At 57.5% G+C, this 17,439-nt stretch carries 18 protein-coding genes; 11 read left to right on the top strand and 7 right to left on the bottom strand.

The features are described from left to right. Window positions 1-84 precede the first annotated feature (84 nt). The 4 genes from lpxC to ligA all read left to right on the top strand — a co-directional run bounded on the left by lpxC (window position 85) and on the right by ligA (window position 6,091). The gene (lpxC, locus tag JZX87_RS13090) at window positions 85-1,044 is read left to right on the top strand and encodes a UDP-3-O-acyl-N-acetylglucosamine deacetylase (RefSeq protein ID WP_148147620.1); all 960 of its coding nucleotides are present in this window, start codon (window positions 85-87) and stop codon (window positions 1,042-1,044) included. Window positions 1,045-1,260: 216 nt separating this feature from the next. Then, on the top strand, window positions 1,261-2,103 hold the full coding sequence (locus JZX87_RS13085; protein WP_148147621.1) for an outer membrane protein assembly factor BamD: 843 nt from the start codon (window positions 1,261-1,263) through the stop codon (window positions 2,101-2,103). A 27-nt stretch (window positions 2,104-2,130) separates the two neighbouring features. Continuing rightward, window positions 2,131-3,804: a DNA repair protein RecN gene (gene recN / locus JZX87_RS13080; RefSeq protein WP_206826008.1), complete on the top strand. Its 1,674-nt coding sequence runs from the start codon at window positions 2,131-2,133 to the stop codon at window positions 3,802-3,804. A gap of 121 nt (window positions 3,805-3,925) precedes the next feature. After that, window positions 3,926-6,091 (top strand): NAD-dependent DNA ligase LigA, encoded by a 2,166-nt coding sequence (gene ligA, locus JZX87_RS13075; RefSeq protein WP_206826007.1) that lies wholly within the window; start codon window positions 3,926-3,928, stop codon window positions 6,089-6,091. Window positions 6,092-6,094: 3 nt separating this feature from the next. Here the strand turns inward: ligA and JZX87_RS13070 are convergent, their stop codons facing one another. Beyond that, on the bottom strand, window positions 6,095-6,634 hold the full coding sequence (locus JZX87_RS13070; RefSeq protein WP_206826006.1) for a GNAT family N-acetyltransferase: 540 nt from the start codon (window positions 6,632-6,634) through the stop codon (window positions 6,095-6,097). A 274-nt stretch (window positions 6,635-6,908) separates the two neighbouring features. Here JZX87_RS13070 and JZX87_RS13065 point away from each other — a divergent pair, with 274 nt between their 5' ends. Beyond that, window positions 6,909-7,520 carry a 3'-5' exonuclease gene (locus JZX87_RS13065; RefSeq protein ID WP_246435740.1) on the top strand — a complete coding sequence of 204 codons (612 nt, stop codon included), beginning with the start codon at window positions 6,909-6,911 and terminating at the stop codon, window positions 7,518-7,520. Window positions 7,521-7,596: 76 nt separating this feature from the next. Next, on the top strand, window positions 7,597-8,106 hold the full coding sequence (locus JZX87_RS13060) for a CreA family protein (RefSeq protein ID WP_206826000.1): 510 nt from the start codon (window positions 7,597-7,599) through the stop codon (window positions 8,104-8,106). 74 nt (window positions 8,107-8,180) lie between these two features. Here the strand turns inward: JZX87_RS13060 and JZX87_RS13055 are convergent, their stop codons facing one another. Together JZX87_RS13055 and JZX87_RS13050 are read right to left on the bottom strand one after the other, a co-directional pair. Further along, a complete protein-coding gene (locus JZX87_RS13055; protein WP_206825999.1) occupies window positions 8,181-8,510 on the bottom strand; it encodes a hypothetical protein in 330 nt (109 codons plus the stop codon). Between the two features lie 252 nt (window positions 8,511-8,762). Then, a complete protein-coding gene (locus JZX87_RS13050) occupies window positions 8,763-9,230 on the bottom strand; it encodes a chemotaxis protein CheW (protein WP_112503741.1) in 468 nt (155 codons plus the stop codon). Between the two features lie 187 nt (window positions 9,231-9,417). Here JZX87_RS13050 and JZX87_RS13045 point away from each other — a divergent pair, with 187 nt between their 5' ends. From JZX87_RS13045 to JZX87_RS13035, 3 genes are all read left to right on the top strand, one after another. Further along, window positions 9,418-9,576 (top strand): hypothetical protein, encoded by a 159-nt coding sequence (locus JZX87_RS13045; RefSeq protein ID WP_206825998.1) that lies wholly within the window; start codon window positions 9,418-9,420, stop codon window positions 9,574-9,576. Between the two features lie 100 nt (window positions 9,577-9,676). After that, a complete protein-coding gene (locus tag JZX87_RS13040) occupies window positions 9,677-10,276 on the top strand; it encodes an SCO family protein (protein ID WP_148147628.1) in 600 nt (199 codons plus the stop codon). Window positions 10,277-10,363: 87 nt separating this feature from the next. Next, on the top strand, window positions 10,364-11,242 hold the full coding sequence (locus tag JZX87_RS13035; RefSeq protein WP_206825997.1) for a 50S ribosomal protein L11 methyltransferase: 879 nt from the start codon (window positions 10,364-10,366) through the stop codon (window positions 11,240-11,242). A gap of 184 nt (window positions 11,243-11,426) precedes the next feature. Here the strand turns inward: JZX87_RS13035 and JZX87_RS13030 are convergent, their stop codons facing one another. Then, window positions 11,427-11,600, bottom strand: a complete 174-nt coding sequence (locus JZX87_RS13030; RefSeq protein ID WP_183821490.1) for a hypothetical protein — start codon at window positions 11,598-11,600, stop codon at window positions 11,427-11,429. Window positions 11,601-11,891: 291 nt separating this feature from the next. Between JZX87_RS13030 and JZX87_RS13025 the strand changes: the two genes are divergently transcribed. Beyond that, entirely contained in the window at window positions 11,892-13,727 is a 1,836-nt protein-coding gene (locus JZX87_RS13025) for an aminopeptidase P family protein (protein WP_206825996.1), read from the top strand. On the opposite strand, the gene JZX87_RS13020 is transcribed toward JZX87_RS13025, so the two are convergent. The 3 genes from JZX87_RS13020 to pncA form a co-directional block, all read right to left on the bottom strand. Further along, entirely contained in the window at window positions 13,728-14,051 is a 324-nt protein-coding gene (locus JZX87_RS13020; RefSeq protein WP_148147631.1) for an AzlD family protein, read from the bottom strand. Between the two features lie 13 nt (window positions 14,052-14,064). Then, on the bottom strand, window positions 14,065-14,793 hold the full coding sequence (locus JZX87_RS13015; RefSeq protein ID WP_206825995.1) for an AzlC family ABC transporter permease: 729 nt from the start codon (window positions 14,791-14,793) through the stop codon (window positions 14,065-14,067). A gap of 198 nt (window positions 14,794-14,991) precedes the next feature. Next, window positions 14,992-15,618 (bottom strand): bifunctional nicotinamidase/pyrazinamidase, encoded by a 627-nt coding sequence (pncA, locus tag JZX87_RS13010; protein WP_183821493.1) that lies wholly within the window; start codon window positions 15,616-15,618, stop codon window positions 14,992-14,994. A gap of 171 nt (window positions 15,619-15,789) precedes the next feature. Between pncA and JZX87_RS13005 the strand changes: the two genes are divergently transcribed. Next, window positions 15,790-17,406 carry a hypothetical protein gene (locus JZX87_RS13005; protein ID WP_206825994.1) on the top strand — a complete coding sequence of 539 codons (1,617 nt, stop codon included), beginning with the start codon at window positions 15,790-15,792 and terminating at the stop codon, window positions 17,404-17,406. Window positions 17,407-17,439: the final 33 nt, after the last annotated feature.

Genomic DNA, 17,439 nt, shown 5'->3' with positions numbered 1-17,439 from the left:
GTTGGAACAATTCGTTCGTTTCAACGGAATGCGAATACGGACCTGCTGATCACGGGTGCGACGGAATCAAGAAGGCTTACGTTAATGACAATTGGATTGCTCGGATTTCAGGCAACGATTGCTGCTCCGGTTACGTTGAGCGGCATCGGTGTGCATTCCGGAGCGCCGGTGATGATTACGTTCCAGCCGGCGGAAGCCGGAACCGGTATTGTGTTCAGCCGTAATCTCGAAGACGGCACTTCGGTCGAATATCGTGCCGTGTCGTCGCAGGTCGGCCCGACGGATCTCTGCACCGTGCTCGGCGTGTCGCCAGTCAAGTGGGTTGCGACCATCGAGCATGTCATGGCTGCGCTCTATGCAATGGGCATCGACAACATCATCGTCGAAGTCGATGGCGCCGAAATGCCGATCATGGACGGCAGCTCCTATCCCTTCATCGAGGCGATCGAACAGGTCGGCACGGTCAATCTCGGGATCAAGCGTCGTTACATTCGCGTCATCAAGCCGGTGCGAATCGAATCAGGCGCATCCTGGTCCGAGTTCCGCCCCTATGATGGCACCCGATTCGAAGTGGAAATCGATTTCCCGTCTTCGTTGATTGGTCGTCAGAGCTGGAAGGGTGACCTGACTGCTGCAACTTTCAAGTCCGAGCTTTCGCGCGCCCGCACCTTCGGCTTCATGCGTGATGTCGAGCGTCTGTGGGCTGCAGGTTATGCACTTGGGTCTTCGCTGGAAAACTCGGTCGTGATTTCCGACGATGAAACTGTCGTGAACGTCGAAGGCCTGCGTTACGCCAAGGATGAGTTCGTTCGTCACAAGACGCTGGATGCCGTTGGCGATCTGGCTCTTGCAGGAGCGCAGTTCATTGGTTGCTACCGCTCCTATCGCGGCGGACACAAGATGAATGCAAATGCGCTGAAGGCTCTTCTGAGCGACTCGACCGCCTATGAAGTGGTCGAGGCCCCGTCTTCTGTTGCCACACGTGTTCGTGCTGGTGAGTTCGTTCCCGTCAGCATGACGGAATGTGCTCCCTGGTTTGCCTGAATTTTATAATCTCCGTCAGACTGGCCGTTCCGCAAGGAGCGGCCTTTTTCTTTTCATAAAAGGCACTTGCTGGCAGTGATCGCCACAAAAATGCATTAATGCCGACCCATTGCGTTGCCCTGACCATGCTTTTATGGCTAGTACGCCGCTGGGCACGAGTAGTTTCACGCGGGGACGATCAGGGACTGTCGGATGGCTGATGGAAAGTCTGTAGAAATGCGTAGCTTTACGAGGATCGGCCTCCTGGCGATTGCACTCATCGGGACCGGGGTTGGCTTGGCTTCATGCCAATCCGACAAGGACATCGATATAACGAAGCTTGGCTTCGAAGCCGAGTCCCCGGAGATATTGTATAATCAGGGCCTTGCGAACATGAAGGCCGGCAACATGGCCGAAGCTGGGCGCAAGTTCGATGCTATCGACAAGCAGAACCCGTTTACCGAATGGGGCCGCAAGGCGCTTGTGATGAGCACTTTCGTCAAGCAGCGCATGGGCCGTAACGACGATGCGATCTCGGTCGGTAACCGTTATCTCAGCCAGTATCCGAAGTCGCAGGACTCGGCCTATGTCCAGTATCTGGTTGGCCTTTCGTATTCCAAGCAGATTTCCGACGTGACGCAGGACCAGAAGGCCGCGGCAAATACGATCGCTGCGATGAGCAAGGTCGTAAACGATTATCCGAACTCGGAATATGTCGAGGACGCGCAGGCGAAGATTCGATTCGCGCGCGACCAGATGGCCGGCAAGGAAATGCAGATCGGCCGTTATTATCTCGAGCGTAAAGAATACCTTGCCGCCATCCAGCGTTTTCGCAATGTTGTCGAAACCTATCCCAACACCAATCAGGTGGAAGAGGCTTTGGCGCGTCTGACCGAGACCTATTATCGTATGGGCATCGTAGAAGAGGCGCAGACGGCTGCAGCTGTGCTTGGACGGAACTATCCGGATAGCCAGTGGTATGCCGATAGCTACAAGCTGCTGCATTCGGGTGGTGTCGAGCCGCGCGAAAACAGGGGGTCCTGGATTTCGCGCGCCGGTGCCAAGCTCATCGGCGCCTGAGAGACCAGAGGTCAATAACGAGGCTACATGCTGATCCAGTTGTCGATCCGCGATATCGTTCTGATCGAGCGGCTCGATCTCGGTTTCGAGGCCGGGCTCTCGGTGCTGACGGGTGAAACCGGCGCCGGGAAGTCCATCCTGCTCGATAGTCTTTCGCTGGCACTTGGTGGTCGTGGTGACGGTGGTCTCGTGCGCCATGGCGAAGACAAAGGGCAGGTAACGGCCGTCTTCGATGTGCCGGGCCAGCACGCTGCACGAAAACTCCTCAAGGAAAACGGCATCGATGACGATGGCGATCTGATCTTCCGCAGGATCCAGTCGGCGGACGGGCGCACGCGCGCGTCGATCAACGACCAGCCGGTCAGCGTGCAGTTGATGCGGCAGGTCGGCCAGGTGCTCGTGGAAATCCACGGCCAGCATGACGACCGCGCCCTGATCGACACCAATACACACCGCATGCTGCTCGATGCCTTTGCGGGCTTGTCCGACGAGGTGCAGCAAGTCAGCGGTCTCTATCGCACATGGCGTGATGCCGAGCGTGCTTTCAAGGCGCACCGCGCCAAGGTGGAAGCTGCGGCCCGCGAGGCCGATTATATCCGTGCCTCGGTCGAAGAGCTGGAAGCGCTTTCGCCGCGCGACGGCGAAGAGGAAGAGCTCGCCGAACATCGCTCGAAGATGCAAAAGTCCGAGCGAATTGCCGGTGACATTTCCGAGGCTTCAGAATTCCTCAACGGCAATGCCTCACCAGTCCCGATGATTGCGTCCATGGTGCGCCGTCTGGAACGCAAGAGCCATGAGGCGCCAGGTCTTCTGGAAGAGATTGTGGAGCTTCTGGATCAGGCGCTCAATCATCTCTCGAATGCGCAGATGGAGGTCGAGGCGGCGCTTCGGCGCACTGAGTTCGATCCGCGTGAACTGGAGCGCGTCGAGGAGCGGCTTTTCGCTCTGCGCGCCGCTGGCCGCAAATATTCTGTCGCCGTGGTCGATCTGCCGGCGCTGGCCGAAAAGATGGTGGCTGATCTCGCCGATCTCGATGCCGGTGAAGAGAAGCTCGGGCAGTTGGAGAAGATCGCTGCCGCTGCCAAGGAAGAGTTCGATCGCGCAGCCGCTGTGCTTTCAGATAAGCGCAAGGCTGGTGCCGAATCGCTTGCTGCCGCCGTCATGGCCGAACTGCCGGCATTGAAGCTTGAGCGTGCACGCTTCATGGTCGAGGTTACCGCCGATCCCGAGACGGCTGCTGCCGAGGGGATTGATACGGTCGAATTCCACGTGCAGACCAACCCGGGCACGCGCCCCGGCCCGATCATGAAGGTGGCTTCGGGTGGCGAGCTTTCCCGTTTCCTGCTGGCGCTGAAGGTGGCTCTTGCCGACCGCGGTTCGGCACCGACTTTGGTATTTGACGAGATCGATACGGGTGTCGGCGGCGCGGTGGCCGACGCCATCGGTCAGCGTCTGAAACGGTTGTCATCGACGGTCCAGGTTCTTTCCGTTACGCATGCGCCGCAGGTGGCGGCACGCGCCGCGACGCATCTCCTGATCTCGAAGGGACCGGCGGCCGACGGTTCCGAAAAGATCGCTACGCGCGTTGCGACCATGGCTCCTGAACATCGCGCCGAGGAGATTGCCAGGATGCTCTCCGGTGCTTCTGTGACTGACGAGGCTAGGGCTGCTGCCGCGGCGCTTTTATCCGGCAGCGGCTAACACCGGCTTTCGATATTTGACGGCCTCAAGATCGTGGCGTGTTTTCCACTCTCCGAGATGACGTGGTTCTTCCAATCCATGGTGATTGCACTAGAAAAGCGGTGAAGATGGAGATTCCCGCATGGCCGCCGATCAGACCCCAATCGAAACGCTGACCGAACATACGGCTGCTGCCGAACTGGAGCGGCTGGCGAAAGAGCTGGCCCATCACGACGAACTGTACCACGCCAAGGATGCGCCGGAGATCTCCGACGCCGAGTACGATGCACTGAAGCGTCGAAACCTTGCCATCGAAGAACGCTTTCCGCAGCTTATCCGCTCGGATAGTCCTTCGATCACTGTCGGTGCCGCACCACTTGCCACCTTTGCTCCGATCACCCATGCCCGGCCGATGCTGTCTCTCGACAACACGTTTTCCGACGAGGATGTGCGCGATTTCGTCAATTCGGTCTATCGTTTCCTCGGGCAGCTGCCAGATAACTCGATCGCCTTTACAGCCGAACCGAAGATCGACGGCTTATCCATGTCGATCCGCTACGAAGAAGGTGTTCTCGTCAATGCCGCCACGCGCGGCGACGGGACGACAGGTGAAAACGTCACCGCCAATGTGAAGACGATCAAGGAAATCCCTCAGCGCCTGCCCAAGGGCGTACCAGCAGTCGTCGAGGTGCGTGGTGAGGTCTATATGGCCAAGAGCGACTTTCTGGCGCTCAACGCAGAGATGGAGGCGCAGGGCAAGCAGCTTTACGTCAATCCGCGCAACACCGCGGCAGGCTCCTTGCGACAGCTTGATGCCAAGGTGACCGAAAGTCGTAAACTGAAATTCTTCGCCTATGCCTGGGGAGAGATTTCCGAGCCAAACGACTTGCCGAAGAGCCAGTACGAGATGGTGCAGACCTTCAAGGATTGGGGCTTTCCGGTGAACCCGCTGATGAAGCGGCTGAATTCGGTCGATGACGTTCTGGCGCATTATCACGAGATCGGCCTTGCGCGCCCGGAACTCGATTACGATATCGATGGCGTCGTCTACAAGGTCGATCGGCTGGATCTGCAGGCCCGCCTCGGTTTTCGCTCGCGTTCGCCGCGCTGGGCAACGGCGCACAAGTTTCCGGCCGAGCAAGCGTTCACTACCGTCGAGAATATCGATATCCAGGTTGGCCGAACGGGTGCGTTGACGCCGGTTGCGCGGCTGACGCCGATTACTGTCGGCGGTGTGGTTGTCACCAATGCGACGCTGCACAATGCCGATTACATCGAAGGTATCGGCAATTCCGGCGAGCGGATCCGGGAAGAGGAGCATGATATCCGCATCGGCGATACCGTCATCGTTCAGCGGGCAGGGGATGTCATCCCGCAGGTGCTTGACGTGGTGATGGAGAAGCGCCCGGCTGATGCGAAGAAATACGAGTTTCCTACCAAATGCCCGGTCTGCGGCAGTCATGCGGTACGCGAGAAAAATGGAAAGACCGGCAAGCTCGATTCGGTCACACGCTGCACCGGCGGTTTCGTCTGCCGTGCGCAGGCAACCGAACATCTGAAACATTTCGTCTCGCGCAATGCCTTCGATATCGAGGGGCTGGGCACGAAGCAGGTGGACTTCTTCTTTGAGAGCGAAGATCCTGCACTGCAGGTTCGCACTGCGCCCGACATATTCACGCTGAAGAAGCGGCAGGAAGCCTCGCCGTTGATAAAACTCGAAAACATCGAGGGTTTTGGCAGGGTCAGCGTCAGAAAACTGTTCGATGCGATCGATGAACGCCGTTCGATAGCGCTCAATCGCTTCATCTATGCACTCGGTATCCGCCATGTCGGCGAGACGACTGCAAAACTGCTTGCCCGCCATTACGGCACTTATGAAGCATTCGATCGGGCGATGAAGGATGCGTCATCACTGACCGGTGACGCATGGCAGGACTTGAACAATATCGAGGGCATTGGTGAGATCGTCGCCCGCGCCATCGTCGAATTCTTCAAGGAGCCTCGCAATCTCGATGTCATCAATCGATTGATCGAAGAGGTGACGCCGCAGGCTGCGGAGCAGGTTGCAGCTGCCGACAGCCCGGTGGCGGGCAAGACTGTTGTATTCACCGGTTCGCTAGAGCGGTTTACACGCGATGAAGCCAAGGCTCGTGCTGAAGGCCTTGGGGCGAAGGTGGCCGGTTCCGTATCGAAGAAGACCGACTATGTCGTCGCTGGCCCCGGCGCCGGTTCCAAGCTCGACAAGGCTCGGGAACTCGGCGTCGAAGTGATGACGGAGGATGAGTGGCTCACCTTTATCGGTGGCTGATCGTCAGGTTTTGATCCGTGCCATGCAATAGGCATCGACATAGCTGCCGTCTCGAAAAGCGAATTCCTTCATGAGGCCTTCGGTGACGAACCCGTTCTTCTCATAGAGACGGATGGCTGGTTCGTTGTCCGTATAGACCGTCAGTTCGACGCGACGCAGGTTGAACCAGTTGTCGGCAAGGGCGAGGACTTCTCCTATTAGCGCTCGGCCGATCCCCTTGCCGATATAGGCATCGTGAACACCCATGCCGATACTTCCGACGTGGACACGACGATTGGAGAGCCGCGTCAATCCGGTATCGCCGACAATCCTGCCGTCGAGGAGAGCGATCAGGCTCGTGGCGTTTGCCGGCTGATTTTCAATACCCTTGCGGATTTCATCGGGCGTATGGTGCGGGATGCGCAGCGTGCCGTACCGATAGCCCGGGAGATTGTGCAGCGTCACTATTCCTTCGGCATCTGACGGCCGTCTTGCCCGTATGACGAGGTTTTGGGCCCAGGCTGCATCTTTCGCCAATGGTGGAGGATTTTCAAGTTCGCTCATGTCGCTCTCTTTGGTTTTGCCCAAGCAGAGCGGAACAATGCCGACCCTGCCATCATGAGGCAGGGTGGTGGACGGATGCCGGCTAAAGCGCCAAACCCGCCACGCGCCCTGCAGGGCGAATGGTCACGGTCATATGGGTAAGGGCGATAAAGCTGATCATGATCCGGATTTGGCCATGAATGTGGAAACAGGTCAAGCGGCCGCATATGCGGCTCTTTGCCGAATCGCGTTGCCCGGCCTAAAAGCGACGCAGTCGTCCAACCGGAATTTCAGCTTGAAGACCATCGCGATCGATTTCGAAACCGCCAACGAGCAGCGTGGAAGCGCCTGTTCGGTAGGGCTTGCGTGGATCGAAAATGGCAGGGTCGTTCGCGTGGAAGAACGTTTGATCCGGCCGAAGGACATGCGGTTTTCTTCGTTCAACATCGGCATCCACGGAATTCGCCCCGAGCAGGTCGAGGATGCCGGTGAATTTCCGGAAGTGATGGACGAATTTGCAGACGATTTTGCCGGTGCGACGATGATCGCTCATAATGCGGCATTCGACTTCAGTGTCTGGCGCGCCTGTCTCGATCAATATCGCCAGTCTTATCCGGAACTTTCCTATCTCTGTAGCGTCAAGATGGCTCAGAAGGTGTGGCCTCATCTGATCTCGCACAAGCTGAATATCCTGGCGCAGCATCTCGGGCTGAATTTCCTTCATCATAACGCGGCAGAGGATGCCGCCATCTGTGCCGAGGCCACGATCGCGATCGCATCGACGTTGAACCTGTCCGAAATCCGCGATGTTCCTGCTGCCATCGGGATGAAAGCCGGCCGGCTGTTCTCCAGCGGTTATGAAGCGTGTACTCTGCCCAAACGGTCTGCTGTTTTGATCGGCAGGTGAATAATCCGCAGCCGTCTTGCAAGCTGTCTGCAGCACCTTATCTCTGATCGCGGATCGTTGACCGGAGATTTGCCTCATGCCCCGCCTGAACCGCCGCAGTGTCTCATTCTTTTCTGCCATTGCTATTCTGACCGGGCTTGCGGCTGCGCCGGCTGTCGCAGAAGTGGTTGGCAAGGTCGGCGTTGACTGGATCGGCAATGATATCATCGTCGAAGCTGTGCCTGATCCGCAGGTGAAAGGTGTCACCTGCCACGTCACCTATTTCGATCGCAGTGTGATCGACCGGTTGAAGAACGGGAACTGGTTCGAAGATCCGTCCAACAATTCCATCGCTTGCCGCCAGACCGGGCCGATCGAGATCGGCGACATCGAGCTCGACAAGGGTGGCGAGGAAGTGTTTCGTCAGGGGCGGTCGCTGATCTGGAAGGATCTGCTGGTCAAGCGCATTTATGACAAGACCAATGACACCCTGATCTATCTGGCACATTCGCGCCAGGTGGTGGAAGGTTCTGCCAAGATGGCAATTTCCACGGTGCCGCTTTACGGCCAGCAGGTAACCTGGACGAAGGGCAAACCAGCTCCTTGAAACTGTGCCACAAATCACATGAGAAAAGCCGGGCGTGACATGCACGTCCGGCTTTTTATTTGACCGAATTTCCGTTAGCGGATGTAAACGACCTTACCACCATCTGCGGCTGTCTGGATCGCGATTACGTTGGCCAGTTCGACATTCTGCATTGTCAGCGCATCAGCCAGACCCGGGTCGGATTGCAACTCCGCCTGAGCATTCTGGATCACATCCGGGCTGGGATTGCTTACGGACTGAGGCAGGCGGCTGCCATTGCCAGAGCTCGGGTCATTGGTCACATCTACCACTGTAACACCGGCAGTCGATGTGGCCGGGCTCTGCATATCCATCGTCTGGGCAGACGCGCCGGCTGCGAAGGCGGAAGCGGAAATAAGTGCGGCAAGTGCAATAGCCTTTTTCATGGCAATTCTCCTTGTTGTCGTTTTCTTTCACGCGACGAAGAACATTTCTTCGTCGCATCGTGTCTGAGTTGACAAGCACTAAACCGCGCAGTTTCCCGGAAGGTTTCATAAAATTATTATATTTTGCAATAACTTGCTGTTCCATCACATGCGAGTGAGACACGCACTTTTGAAGTGATCCGAAACAAACGAAAACGCCCGGCGTGATGTTCACCCCAGGCGTTCTTGCATAATGTAGACCGGATGATGAGCTTAGGCAGCTTCGCGGGATAGTTCGTCGGCGATGACAGTGTCGAGGTTCAGGAAGCAGACCATGGTCTTTTCGAGGGCAACGATGCCGCGGCAGAAGTCGCGCTGGGCTTCAGGAATGATTTCCGGTGCCGGCTGCAGGTCTTCGCTCTTGATCGTCATCATGTCGGAAACCTGCTCGACCAGCAGGCCGACAAGCTTGCCACCGATGTCGGTGACGATGATCGCGGAACGCTCGGATGGTTCCGTCATCTTCATGCCGAGGCGGCAGGCCATGTCGATAACCGGTATAACCGCGCCACGCAGGTTGATGAGGCCGAGGACATAAGGCGGGGTATGCGGCATCGGGGTCACCGGCGCCCAACCGCGGATTTCGCGGATCGCCATGATGTCGATGCAGAATTCCTGGTCTCCGAGATGAAAGGAGACGATCTCGAGATAGGCGCCGGACTGCTTTATCGCATTGCTCATATCAGAACTCTTCCGTTTGGCTGAAAAGCCCGGACATGCGGGGCTTCTGGAATCATGTTTAAATGATCATTGCCGCCTAGAAGTGAAAAACCGGTGAATCTTCTGGTGTAGCCGGGTTGAATTCGGTCTGCGACATCGGGCAGCAGGCTATCTGTTCAGTCCGTTCCTGTTCGTATAAAACGGCAGCATGCAAACAAGCGCCAGCCATCACTTTGCTCTGCCCGCGACGCTCCTTATCGGGATTGCCGTGCTTGGACTGTCGCTTGCCGGCTTTTGGGGCTGGATCAGCTACGGTTCTTCCATCCTCCTTGCTGCGGGGGAGACAGCCCTTTCCTGGTGCTTTTGATCTTGTGGCTCCGTTGCTGGACTACGGGATGTTGAATTGCGCCGGCGACCGGTTGTGTCTATGCCTGAGGCATTCTTCCTTTGAATTAAGAGACTAATCCATGAAAAGCCTTCGGATTGCCCTCTGGATTGCGGTCTTTGCTCTTGCAGGCGTTTTGGTGTGGTTGACGCTCGAGGTAACACGGCAAAAGCAGGATCTGGCCGAAGGGCCGTTTGGTGTCCCGTTCCGTCTGGTTGCGCAGAATGGCCAGCCGATTACCGAGCAGGCTTTTCGTGAAAAGCCCACCGCTTTGTTTTTCGGCTTTACACATTGCCCGGAAGTCTGCCCCACAACCTTGTTCGAGCTGAACGGCTGGATGCACAAGGTCGATCCCGACGGGACCAAGCTGAACGGCTATTTCGTCAGCGTCGACCCCGAGCGAGATACGCCGGAGGTACTCGGCCTCTATGTCTCCAATGTTACCGATCGCATCAAGGGTATTTCAGGACCGCCCGCCGACGTTCTTGCGATGATCAAGGGCTACAAGGTCTATGCCAAGAAAGTGCCGGTCGACGCAGCCGATCCCAATGGTGACTACACGATGGATCACACGGCGTCGGTTTTCCTGCTGGATCAGGGGGGGCGGTTTGCGGGCACGATCGCCTATGGTGAAAATGCCGAAACGGCAGAAAAGAAGCTGGCAAATCTGATCAAGGGTTGATTGGCGGCGTTTGGGTGCGTTGCCGGTTGAATGGCGCAGGGCTTCTGTGGCAATGGTCTGCGCAACAATCAGCTGAGAGAGAAGACCGTGAGCGAGATCCGCCTCTACGTGACAGTCAATGAAGTAACGGCAGGCGAAGTTCTCGACCTCCTTTCGGATGTCTTCGGTGAAGAAGACTTCGCGATCGCCACCACGGAGATGGATGAGAAGCGCGATATCTGGGAAGCCTCGGTCTATATGATGGCCGACGAGGAAGACGCAGTTCGCGAACGGATTGCGGATGCGCTCGCCGAGCCATTTCCCGATCTGTCCATTGCCCGTGAAATTATTCCCGATGTCGACTGGATCGCCAAATCGCTTGAGGGGCTGAAGCCTGTTCGTGCCGGCCGTTTCATCGTGCATGGCTCGCATGATCGCGACAAGGTTCGCGAAAACGATGTGGCGATCGAGATCGATGCGGGGCAGGCTTTCGGCACAGGTCATCACGGCACGACCGCTGGCTGTCTGGAAGTGATCGACAAGGTTCTGCGCGCAAGGCAGGTCAGGAATGCGCTCGATCTGGGAACCGGCAGCGGTGTGCTGGCGATCGCTGTGCGCAAGGTCAGGAAGATCCCGGTTCTTGCAACCGATATCGATCCGGTCGCGGTTCGTGTGGCGCGGGAAAACGTGAGGCGCAACGGTATTGCGTCGGGTATTCGGGTCGAGACTGCACCGGGCTTCCACTCTCCGGCTTTTCGTGAGGATGGGCCGTTCGATCTGATCATTGCCAATATTCTTGCTCGTCCGCTGATGAAAATGGCGCCGGAGCTTGGCCATCATCTGGCGCCGGGCGGATCGGTAATCCTTTCGGGAATTCTGGCCGCACAACGCTGGAAGGTGATCGCCGCCTATAATGGTGCAGGCATGCGCCATCTCTCCACGATCTGGAAAAACGGCTGGGTGACGATGCATTTCACCAATCGGTGATATTGCGTCTCTGCATTGCGCTGAGCGCATGGCGTAAATCCGATATGCTGCAAAACAAAAGGCGACGCTTGCGCGCCGCCTTTTCAGGCTTTTCGGCCTGGATGCCCACGAGCGCAAGGGAGGAATTGCTGCTCAAGCGGGCTTTATTTTCGTCAGAGCCGTTTAGCTCCTCGCGATCCTCAGATCAAAAGAAGCAGGGGGTTGCGCCCTTGCGGCGAAGCTCTTCGCGGCTCGTGCCGAGGTTCTTCAAGGTTTCGTCATCAAGGCTCATGAGAGCGCCGTTAACGTAGCGGGAAACCTGCTTTTCGCGGGCCTGGGCCATACGGTTCATCGCATTGCGGAACATGGAGTTTGCCATTGATTTCGTCCTTCGCTGTGTTGTCTCATTTGGTATGGCTGGAATATATGCTTCATCGAGTTGCACAGTGAGTAGGCTTCGATCATTGGTGATATGCGCTCAATGCATGGTTGCGCGGTTTGATGCTTCAATATTTGGCATTTCGTTTAAGGCGATCCGCGTGCCGCCAGGAGGTTTCAATCTTCGACCTCTTGTTTTGCCGCATGTGTCTCGCGCAAAACCGCTGCACACTTTCGTTCGACATGCTTTAACGTGGATGTTCAACGGAATCGCAGCATTGGAATGGCAGCCATGTTTCAGTCTTTCGACAATAAATCCTCTCCCCAATATGGTCGCGAGCGTGTCGCGGCGCTTCGCGCTCGCTTCGCGGATCTCGGTATTGATGGTTTTCTCGTGCCGCGCGCTGACGAATACCAGAGCGAGTATGTTCCGGAATCCGCCGAGCGGCTGTCCTGGCTTACCGGATTTACCGGTTCGGCGGGCATGGCGCTTGTCACGCAGAAAGAAGCAGTTGTTTTTGTCGACGGCCGTTATGTGACGCAGGTTGCCGAACAGGTCGATGGCAGCGTGTTCACCCCCGGTGATCTCGTCAATGAGCCGCCGCATCTCTGGCTCCGCTCGCATGCCCCCCAAGGTTTTCGTCTCGGTATAGATCCCTGGCTGCATGGCGGCCAGGAGGTGAAGAGGCTTGAGAAGGCACTGGAGGAGATTGGCGGATCGCTGGTGCTTCTTCCCGAAAACCCACTGGATACCGCCTGGGTCGATCGTCCGGCCGAGCCGCTTGGCGCAGTTGCCGTTCAGCAGGAGGCTCATGCTGGAAAATCGGCGGCGGAGAAGATCGCGGAGATTGCAGCCGGTCTGAAGGCGAAGAATATCGCTGCCGCCCTGATCGCCGATCCGTCTTCGGTTGCCTGGATCTTCAATATTCGCGGTGGCGATGTTGCGCATACGCCGCATCCGCTGTCGCGCGCGCTGGTTGCCGCGGATGGCAAGGCGGAACTCTTCATCGATGAACGCAAGCTTGGCGATGAGGCCCGCACCCACCTGCAGCAGCTCACAAGCATCAAGCAGCCTGCCGCGCTGATCGAACGGATTGGCGCTTACGCCGCCGATGGCGGTCGTATCCTTGTCGACCCCGAGCTGACGGCACTCGCTTTGATCACCGCCATAGAGAGCGCGGGTGGCGTCGTGGTCGAGGGGACTGACCCCGCACGCCTGCCGCGCGCCATCAAAAATGCGGTGGAGCTGAAAGGCTCGGCCGACGCGCATGTGCAGGATGGCGTTGCCATGGTGGAGTTTCTCTATTGGCTGGATCAGGCCAAACCCGGATCACTCACCGAAATCCAGGCGGTCGAGGCTCTTGAAGCGGCCCGTGCGCGCGTTGGCCAGAACCTGCAGAACCCTCTGCGTGATGTCTCTTTCGACAGCATTGCAGGAGCCGGTGAACATGCGGCGATCATGCATTATCGCGTCACCCGCCAGAGCGACCGCAAGATTGAAGAAGGCGAACTTTTCCTGATTGATTCAGGTGCGCAGTATATCAACGGCACCACCGATATCACCCGCACGGTGGCGATCGGCGATGTGCCCGAGGATCGCAAGCGTTTCTTCACGCTGGTGCTGAAAGGCATGATCGGTATCAGCACGGCACGTTTTCCCAAGGGCACGCGTGGCTGTGACCTTGATCCTTTGGCGCGCATCGCGTTGTGGAAGGCGGGTGGCGATTTCGCCCATGGCACGGGACACGGAGTTGGATCCTACCTCTCCGTGCACGAAGGTCCGCAGCGTATTTCGCGGCTTGCCACGCAGGAGTTGCTGCCCGGTATGATCCTATCGAACGAGCCGGGTTATTACCGTCCCGGTCATTACGGCATTCGTATCGAGAACCTGATCTTCGTTCGTGAAGCAGAGGAGATCGCTGGCGGTGACATGCCGATGCGCTCTTTCGAGACGCTGACCTGGTGCCCGATCGATCGTCGCCTGGTTGTCGCTTCGTTGCTGACGGAGGAGGAGCTGGAATGGCTCAACGCGTATCACGTCACTGTGCGCGAAAAGCTGCTGCCGCTGATCACCGATGCGGCGGTGCGGGCATGGCTTGAAGCCGCTACCGCACCGGTTGGTGCCTGATCAGACACCGAGATCGAACCCGTAACGGGCGGCCATCACGGCCGCCCAGCCAATGACCAGGATTGTGAGGCCGGGGAAACGCAGCCCTACGACCAGGGCAACAGCCATGGCAATCTTGATGTCCCAGCCGCCATAAACGAATGGCGGCGCTACCAGCGTCGTCAGTACCGCGGCCGGCACGGCGTTGAGTGCCGATTCCACCCGTGGCGGGATGCGCTTCATGCTACTCATCAGCACATAACCGCCGACACGCGTTAAATAGGTCGCGATTGCCGCGACCACGATCAGCATGGCCGTGCCCGAATTTATGGAAAAGGCGTTCATTTCGCTTTCCATGTCACATCGCCTCCCTTTCTATTTCCGATACGTTCGGCTCCTCGTGCACTTTTGGTGGTGGCAGGATTGCGGCAATCAGGATGCCGAGTGCTGCGCCGACGCTGATATGCCAGGGCGAACCGACGACGTGGAAGGCGACGACCGAACCGAGGGCGCCGGCCAACATGACGGGAAAGAAGTTGTGACGGCCGCGGAACCCCATGGTCAGTCCGAGGAAATAGATCGGCAGGAGAACATCGATGCCAAGTGCTTTCGGATCACCGATCATGCGGCCGAAAAATGCGCCGATTATCGTTGTCAGTATCCAGGACACCCATACGACCGCGCCCATTGCGAAATAGCAGCGAAACGTCGCCGGTTTTCCAGCATCTTCGCGTTTTACCGTCTCTGCGAATTGCGGATCGACGAGCAGGAAAAAAGCAAGCCAGCGCTGGATGTGCGGATAACGGCCGATGACAGAAGCGAGTGCCGCGGAATAGAGGATATGGCGAAAGTTTACTGCCAGAATGGACAATACGATGACCCATGCGGCGATGTGATGGCCAAACAACTCGATGCCGACCAACTGGCTGGCACCACCATAGACAAGACCGCTCATAAGGGCCGCTTCTGCAATGCTAAAACCGTTGTCGACCGCAATGGCGCCAAAAAGGATGCCGAAAGGGGCTGATGAAATCGCCACGACGGCGCCTTTCTTCAGCCCGTTAGTCAGTTGCTCTCGTTTGTCCATACTCTGTTCCGGCTGCATGACGGCTCCCGCATAGCTGACCGAGCAGAATGAGCACTCTCCAGTCTACTCCCTAGATCATGTGCGTGTAGAAGCAGCCGCAGTTACACGCAATTGAATTGCGTTTATTCAATTCATCGATTTTGTTGATAATGTCCGGGCAGGGCCATTCGCCATGCTTAGAGGCGAAAAAGTTACGCCTTAGTCGGCGAGGATAACTTTACTGGTGACGATATCGACGCCGCACTCACGCATTTCGGAGATTGCGTCTTTTATTGCCTGCGGATCGATACCGCGACTTGCGTCAGATATGAACCGGACGTTGACGTTCGGCAGCATATCACGGGCGTCGAGAGCCGAGAACTTGACGCAGTAGTCGGTCGCAAGGCCGCAGATGTCTAATTCGGTTATCTGCTGGGCTTTGAGATAACCGGCGAGCCCGGTCAAGGCGGCATGGTCATTGTCACGAAAGGCAGAATAGCTATCAACGGCCGGGTTTTCACCCTTCTGCTGTATGTAGTCGATCTCGCTTACTTCAAGATCAGGATGGAACTCCGCATCTGGGGTGCCCTGCACGCAATGATCCGGCCACATCACTTGAGGCTGGCCGGAGAGTTCACCCATCTCGAAAGGTTTTTTACCGAGGTGCTGTGAGGCAAAGCTGCCATGATTGGCGGGATGCCAATCCTGGGAGGCCACGACTACGTCATATCCGCCATCGCGAATCAGGCGATTGGCAATGGGGATCACCGAATCGCCGTCTGGTACGGCCAGGTTTCCGCCCGGGCAAAACCCGTTCTGCATGTCTATCAACAGCAGTGCTTTCATGACGCTCTCCCGCGTTTTCCGATAGCAGAATGCCAAGCCACAATTCCATGATCAAGAAAATTGTTCAAGAAATTCATGGTGATCGAATAAGTGTTTATAAGGAAGCTAAATTAGAAATAGCTTATTAGGCATGTCGCGAAATGATTGGTTATCCGAACTGGAGGGGTCGCCATGAAACGCCTTGTCTTTCCCGCAATTGCCTTGCCTATAACGCTTGTCTCAAGCCTCTACAGTACTGCGGCGCATTCCCAGTCGGCACCCCTCGTCAATGTGTGCTCGGGCCTCAGCGTCGATCTTCCGGTGCTTCAGCCAGTGACCACGGGCATACTGGACCCGTTGCTCAATCCGTTGGCATCTCTGATCGATCTCAATATTGCCGGGGCACTGAGTGGCCAGAATATCGGTCTCAGTGTTCTGGATACCAACGGCCAAGCTGTCAGCAGCGCGGACTGCGGTCTGGCTGCCGACTCGATCGATATCGATGACGCGCGGGGCATCTCGATGGGCGGCGGCAGCCTCAGTGGGCTTGGTGGAGCTGGAAATGCGGCATCTGTTGCGGGAGAGGTGAATTCGGTCGCCATCGGTAACGGTGCAACAACTAGTGCGGCTGCGGCGAATGCTATCGCACTCGGCCTGCGGGGCACGGTGACTGCCGCAAACGGCGTGGCACTTGGTGCGGATGCGAATGTAAGCGCCGCCGGTGGTGTCGCACTTGGTTCCGGTTCGGTGGCATCACGTGCAGGCATGGGAGGCGCCACCGAACTCTTCTCGGGGACCGCAGTCTCGTCCACCGCCGGTGCCGTTTCTGTCGGTACAGCGGGTGGAGAGCGTCAGATCACCAATCTCGCGGGTGGTACGGCCGACACCGATGCTGTCAACGTTCGGCAGTTGCGCGCCGTGAGCGATACCGTCACCACCGGCCTTGGGGATGTTGCCATCGCTCTTGGTGGCGGATCTACCTACAACAGCAGCACCAATGTCTTTACCGGGCCGAGCTATACGTTGCGCGGCAACACCTATACCGATGTCAATTCGGCGCTCCAGGCGATCAACTCCTTTATCGGCGGCGCGGGCACCAACGGGGCTCTGGCTGCCAACAACACGAGTGGTCTGCCGAATGCAGTTGCAACCGGTGCCGACGCAACGGCCGTAGGCTACGGATCCAGCGCAGCTCATGCCAACAGCACTGCGATCGGACGTGGGGCGACCACCACCCGCGCAGGTCAGGTTATGATCGGAACCTCGACAAATACCTATACGATGCCGGGCGTGACCTCGGTCGCGAGCCGGGCGGCACAAAGTGGGCCGACGCAGGTTCTGACGACCGATGCAGCGGGCAATATCGCGTCGGCCAATATCGACGTTAACCGGATCAGTTCTGACATTTCCAATCTGCGCGGCGATGTGTCCAGCTTACGCCGGGAAACCCGCAAGGGCATCGCGGCTGCGATGTCGATGACGGCTGCACCGAAGCCCTCCGCACCGGGTAAGACATCCTGGTCGACGAATATTGCCGGATATCACGGCGAGATGGCCACCAGGCTTTGCTGTCGCCCATATGTTCGACAGCAATTACCCGGTCATCTTCGATGCCTCGGTTGGTTATTCGCCCGGCGGCGGAACACCCGGCGTCCGCGTCGGTCTTTCCGGCGAGTTTTGACAGCAGTTCTCAGAACCCCTGCCGAACTGGTATTCCCCCCCCCCCGCCATTCGGCTCGTTCCACCCCGCGATCCCCCTCGCGGGGTGGAATGCTTGGTAGTCTGATTTCGACTGCACACTTCGTCTGATGTGGAAATATATTCTTCAGTGCGAAGCCGCGG

Source organism: Agrobacterium sp. Ap1 (assembly GCF_017313375.1).
In the GTDB taxonomy this organism is placed as follows: domain Bacteria; phylum Pseudomonadota; class Alphaproteobacteria; order Rhizobiales; family Rhizobiaceae; genus Neorhizobium; species Neorhizobium cellulosilyticum.
Note: the sequence above shows the minus strand (reverse complement) of the source record. Positions and strands in the feature narration are given on the sequence as shown.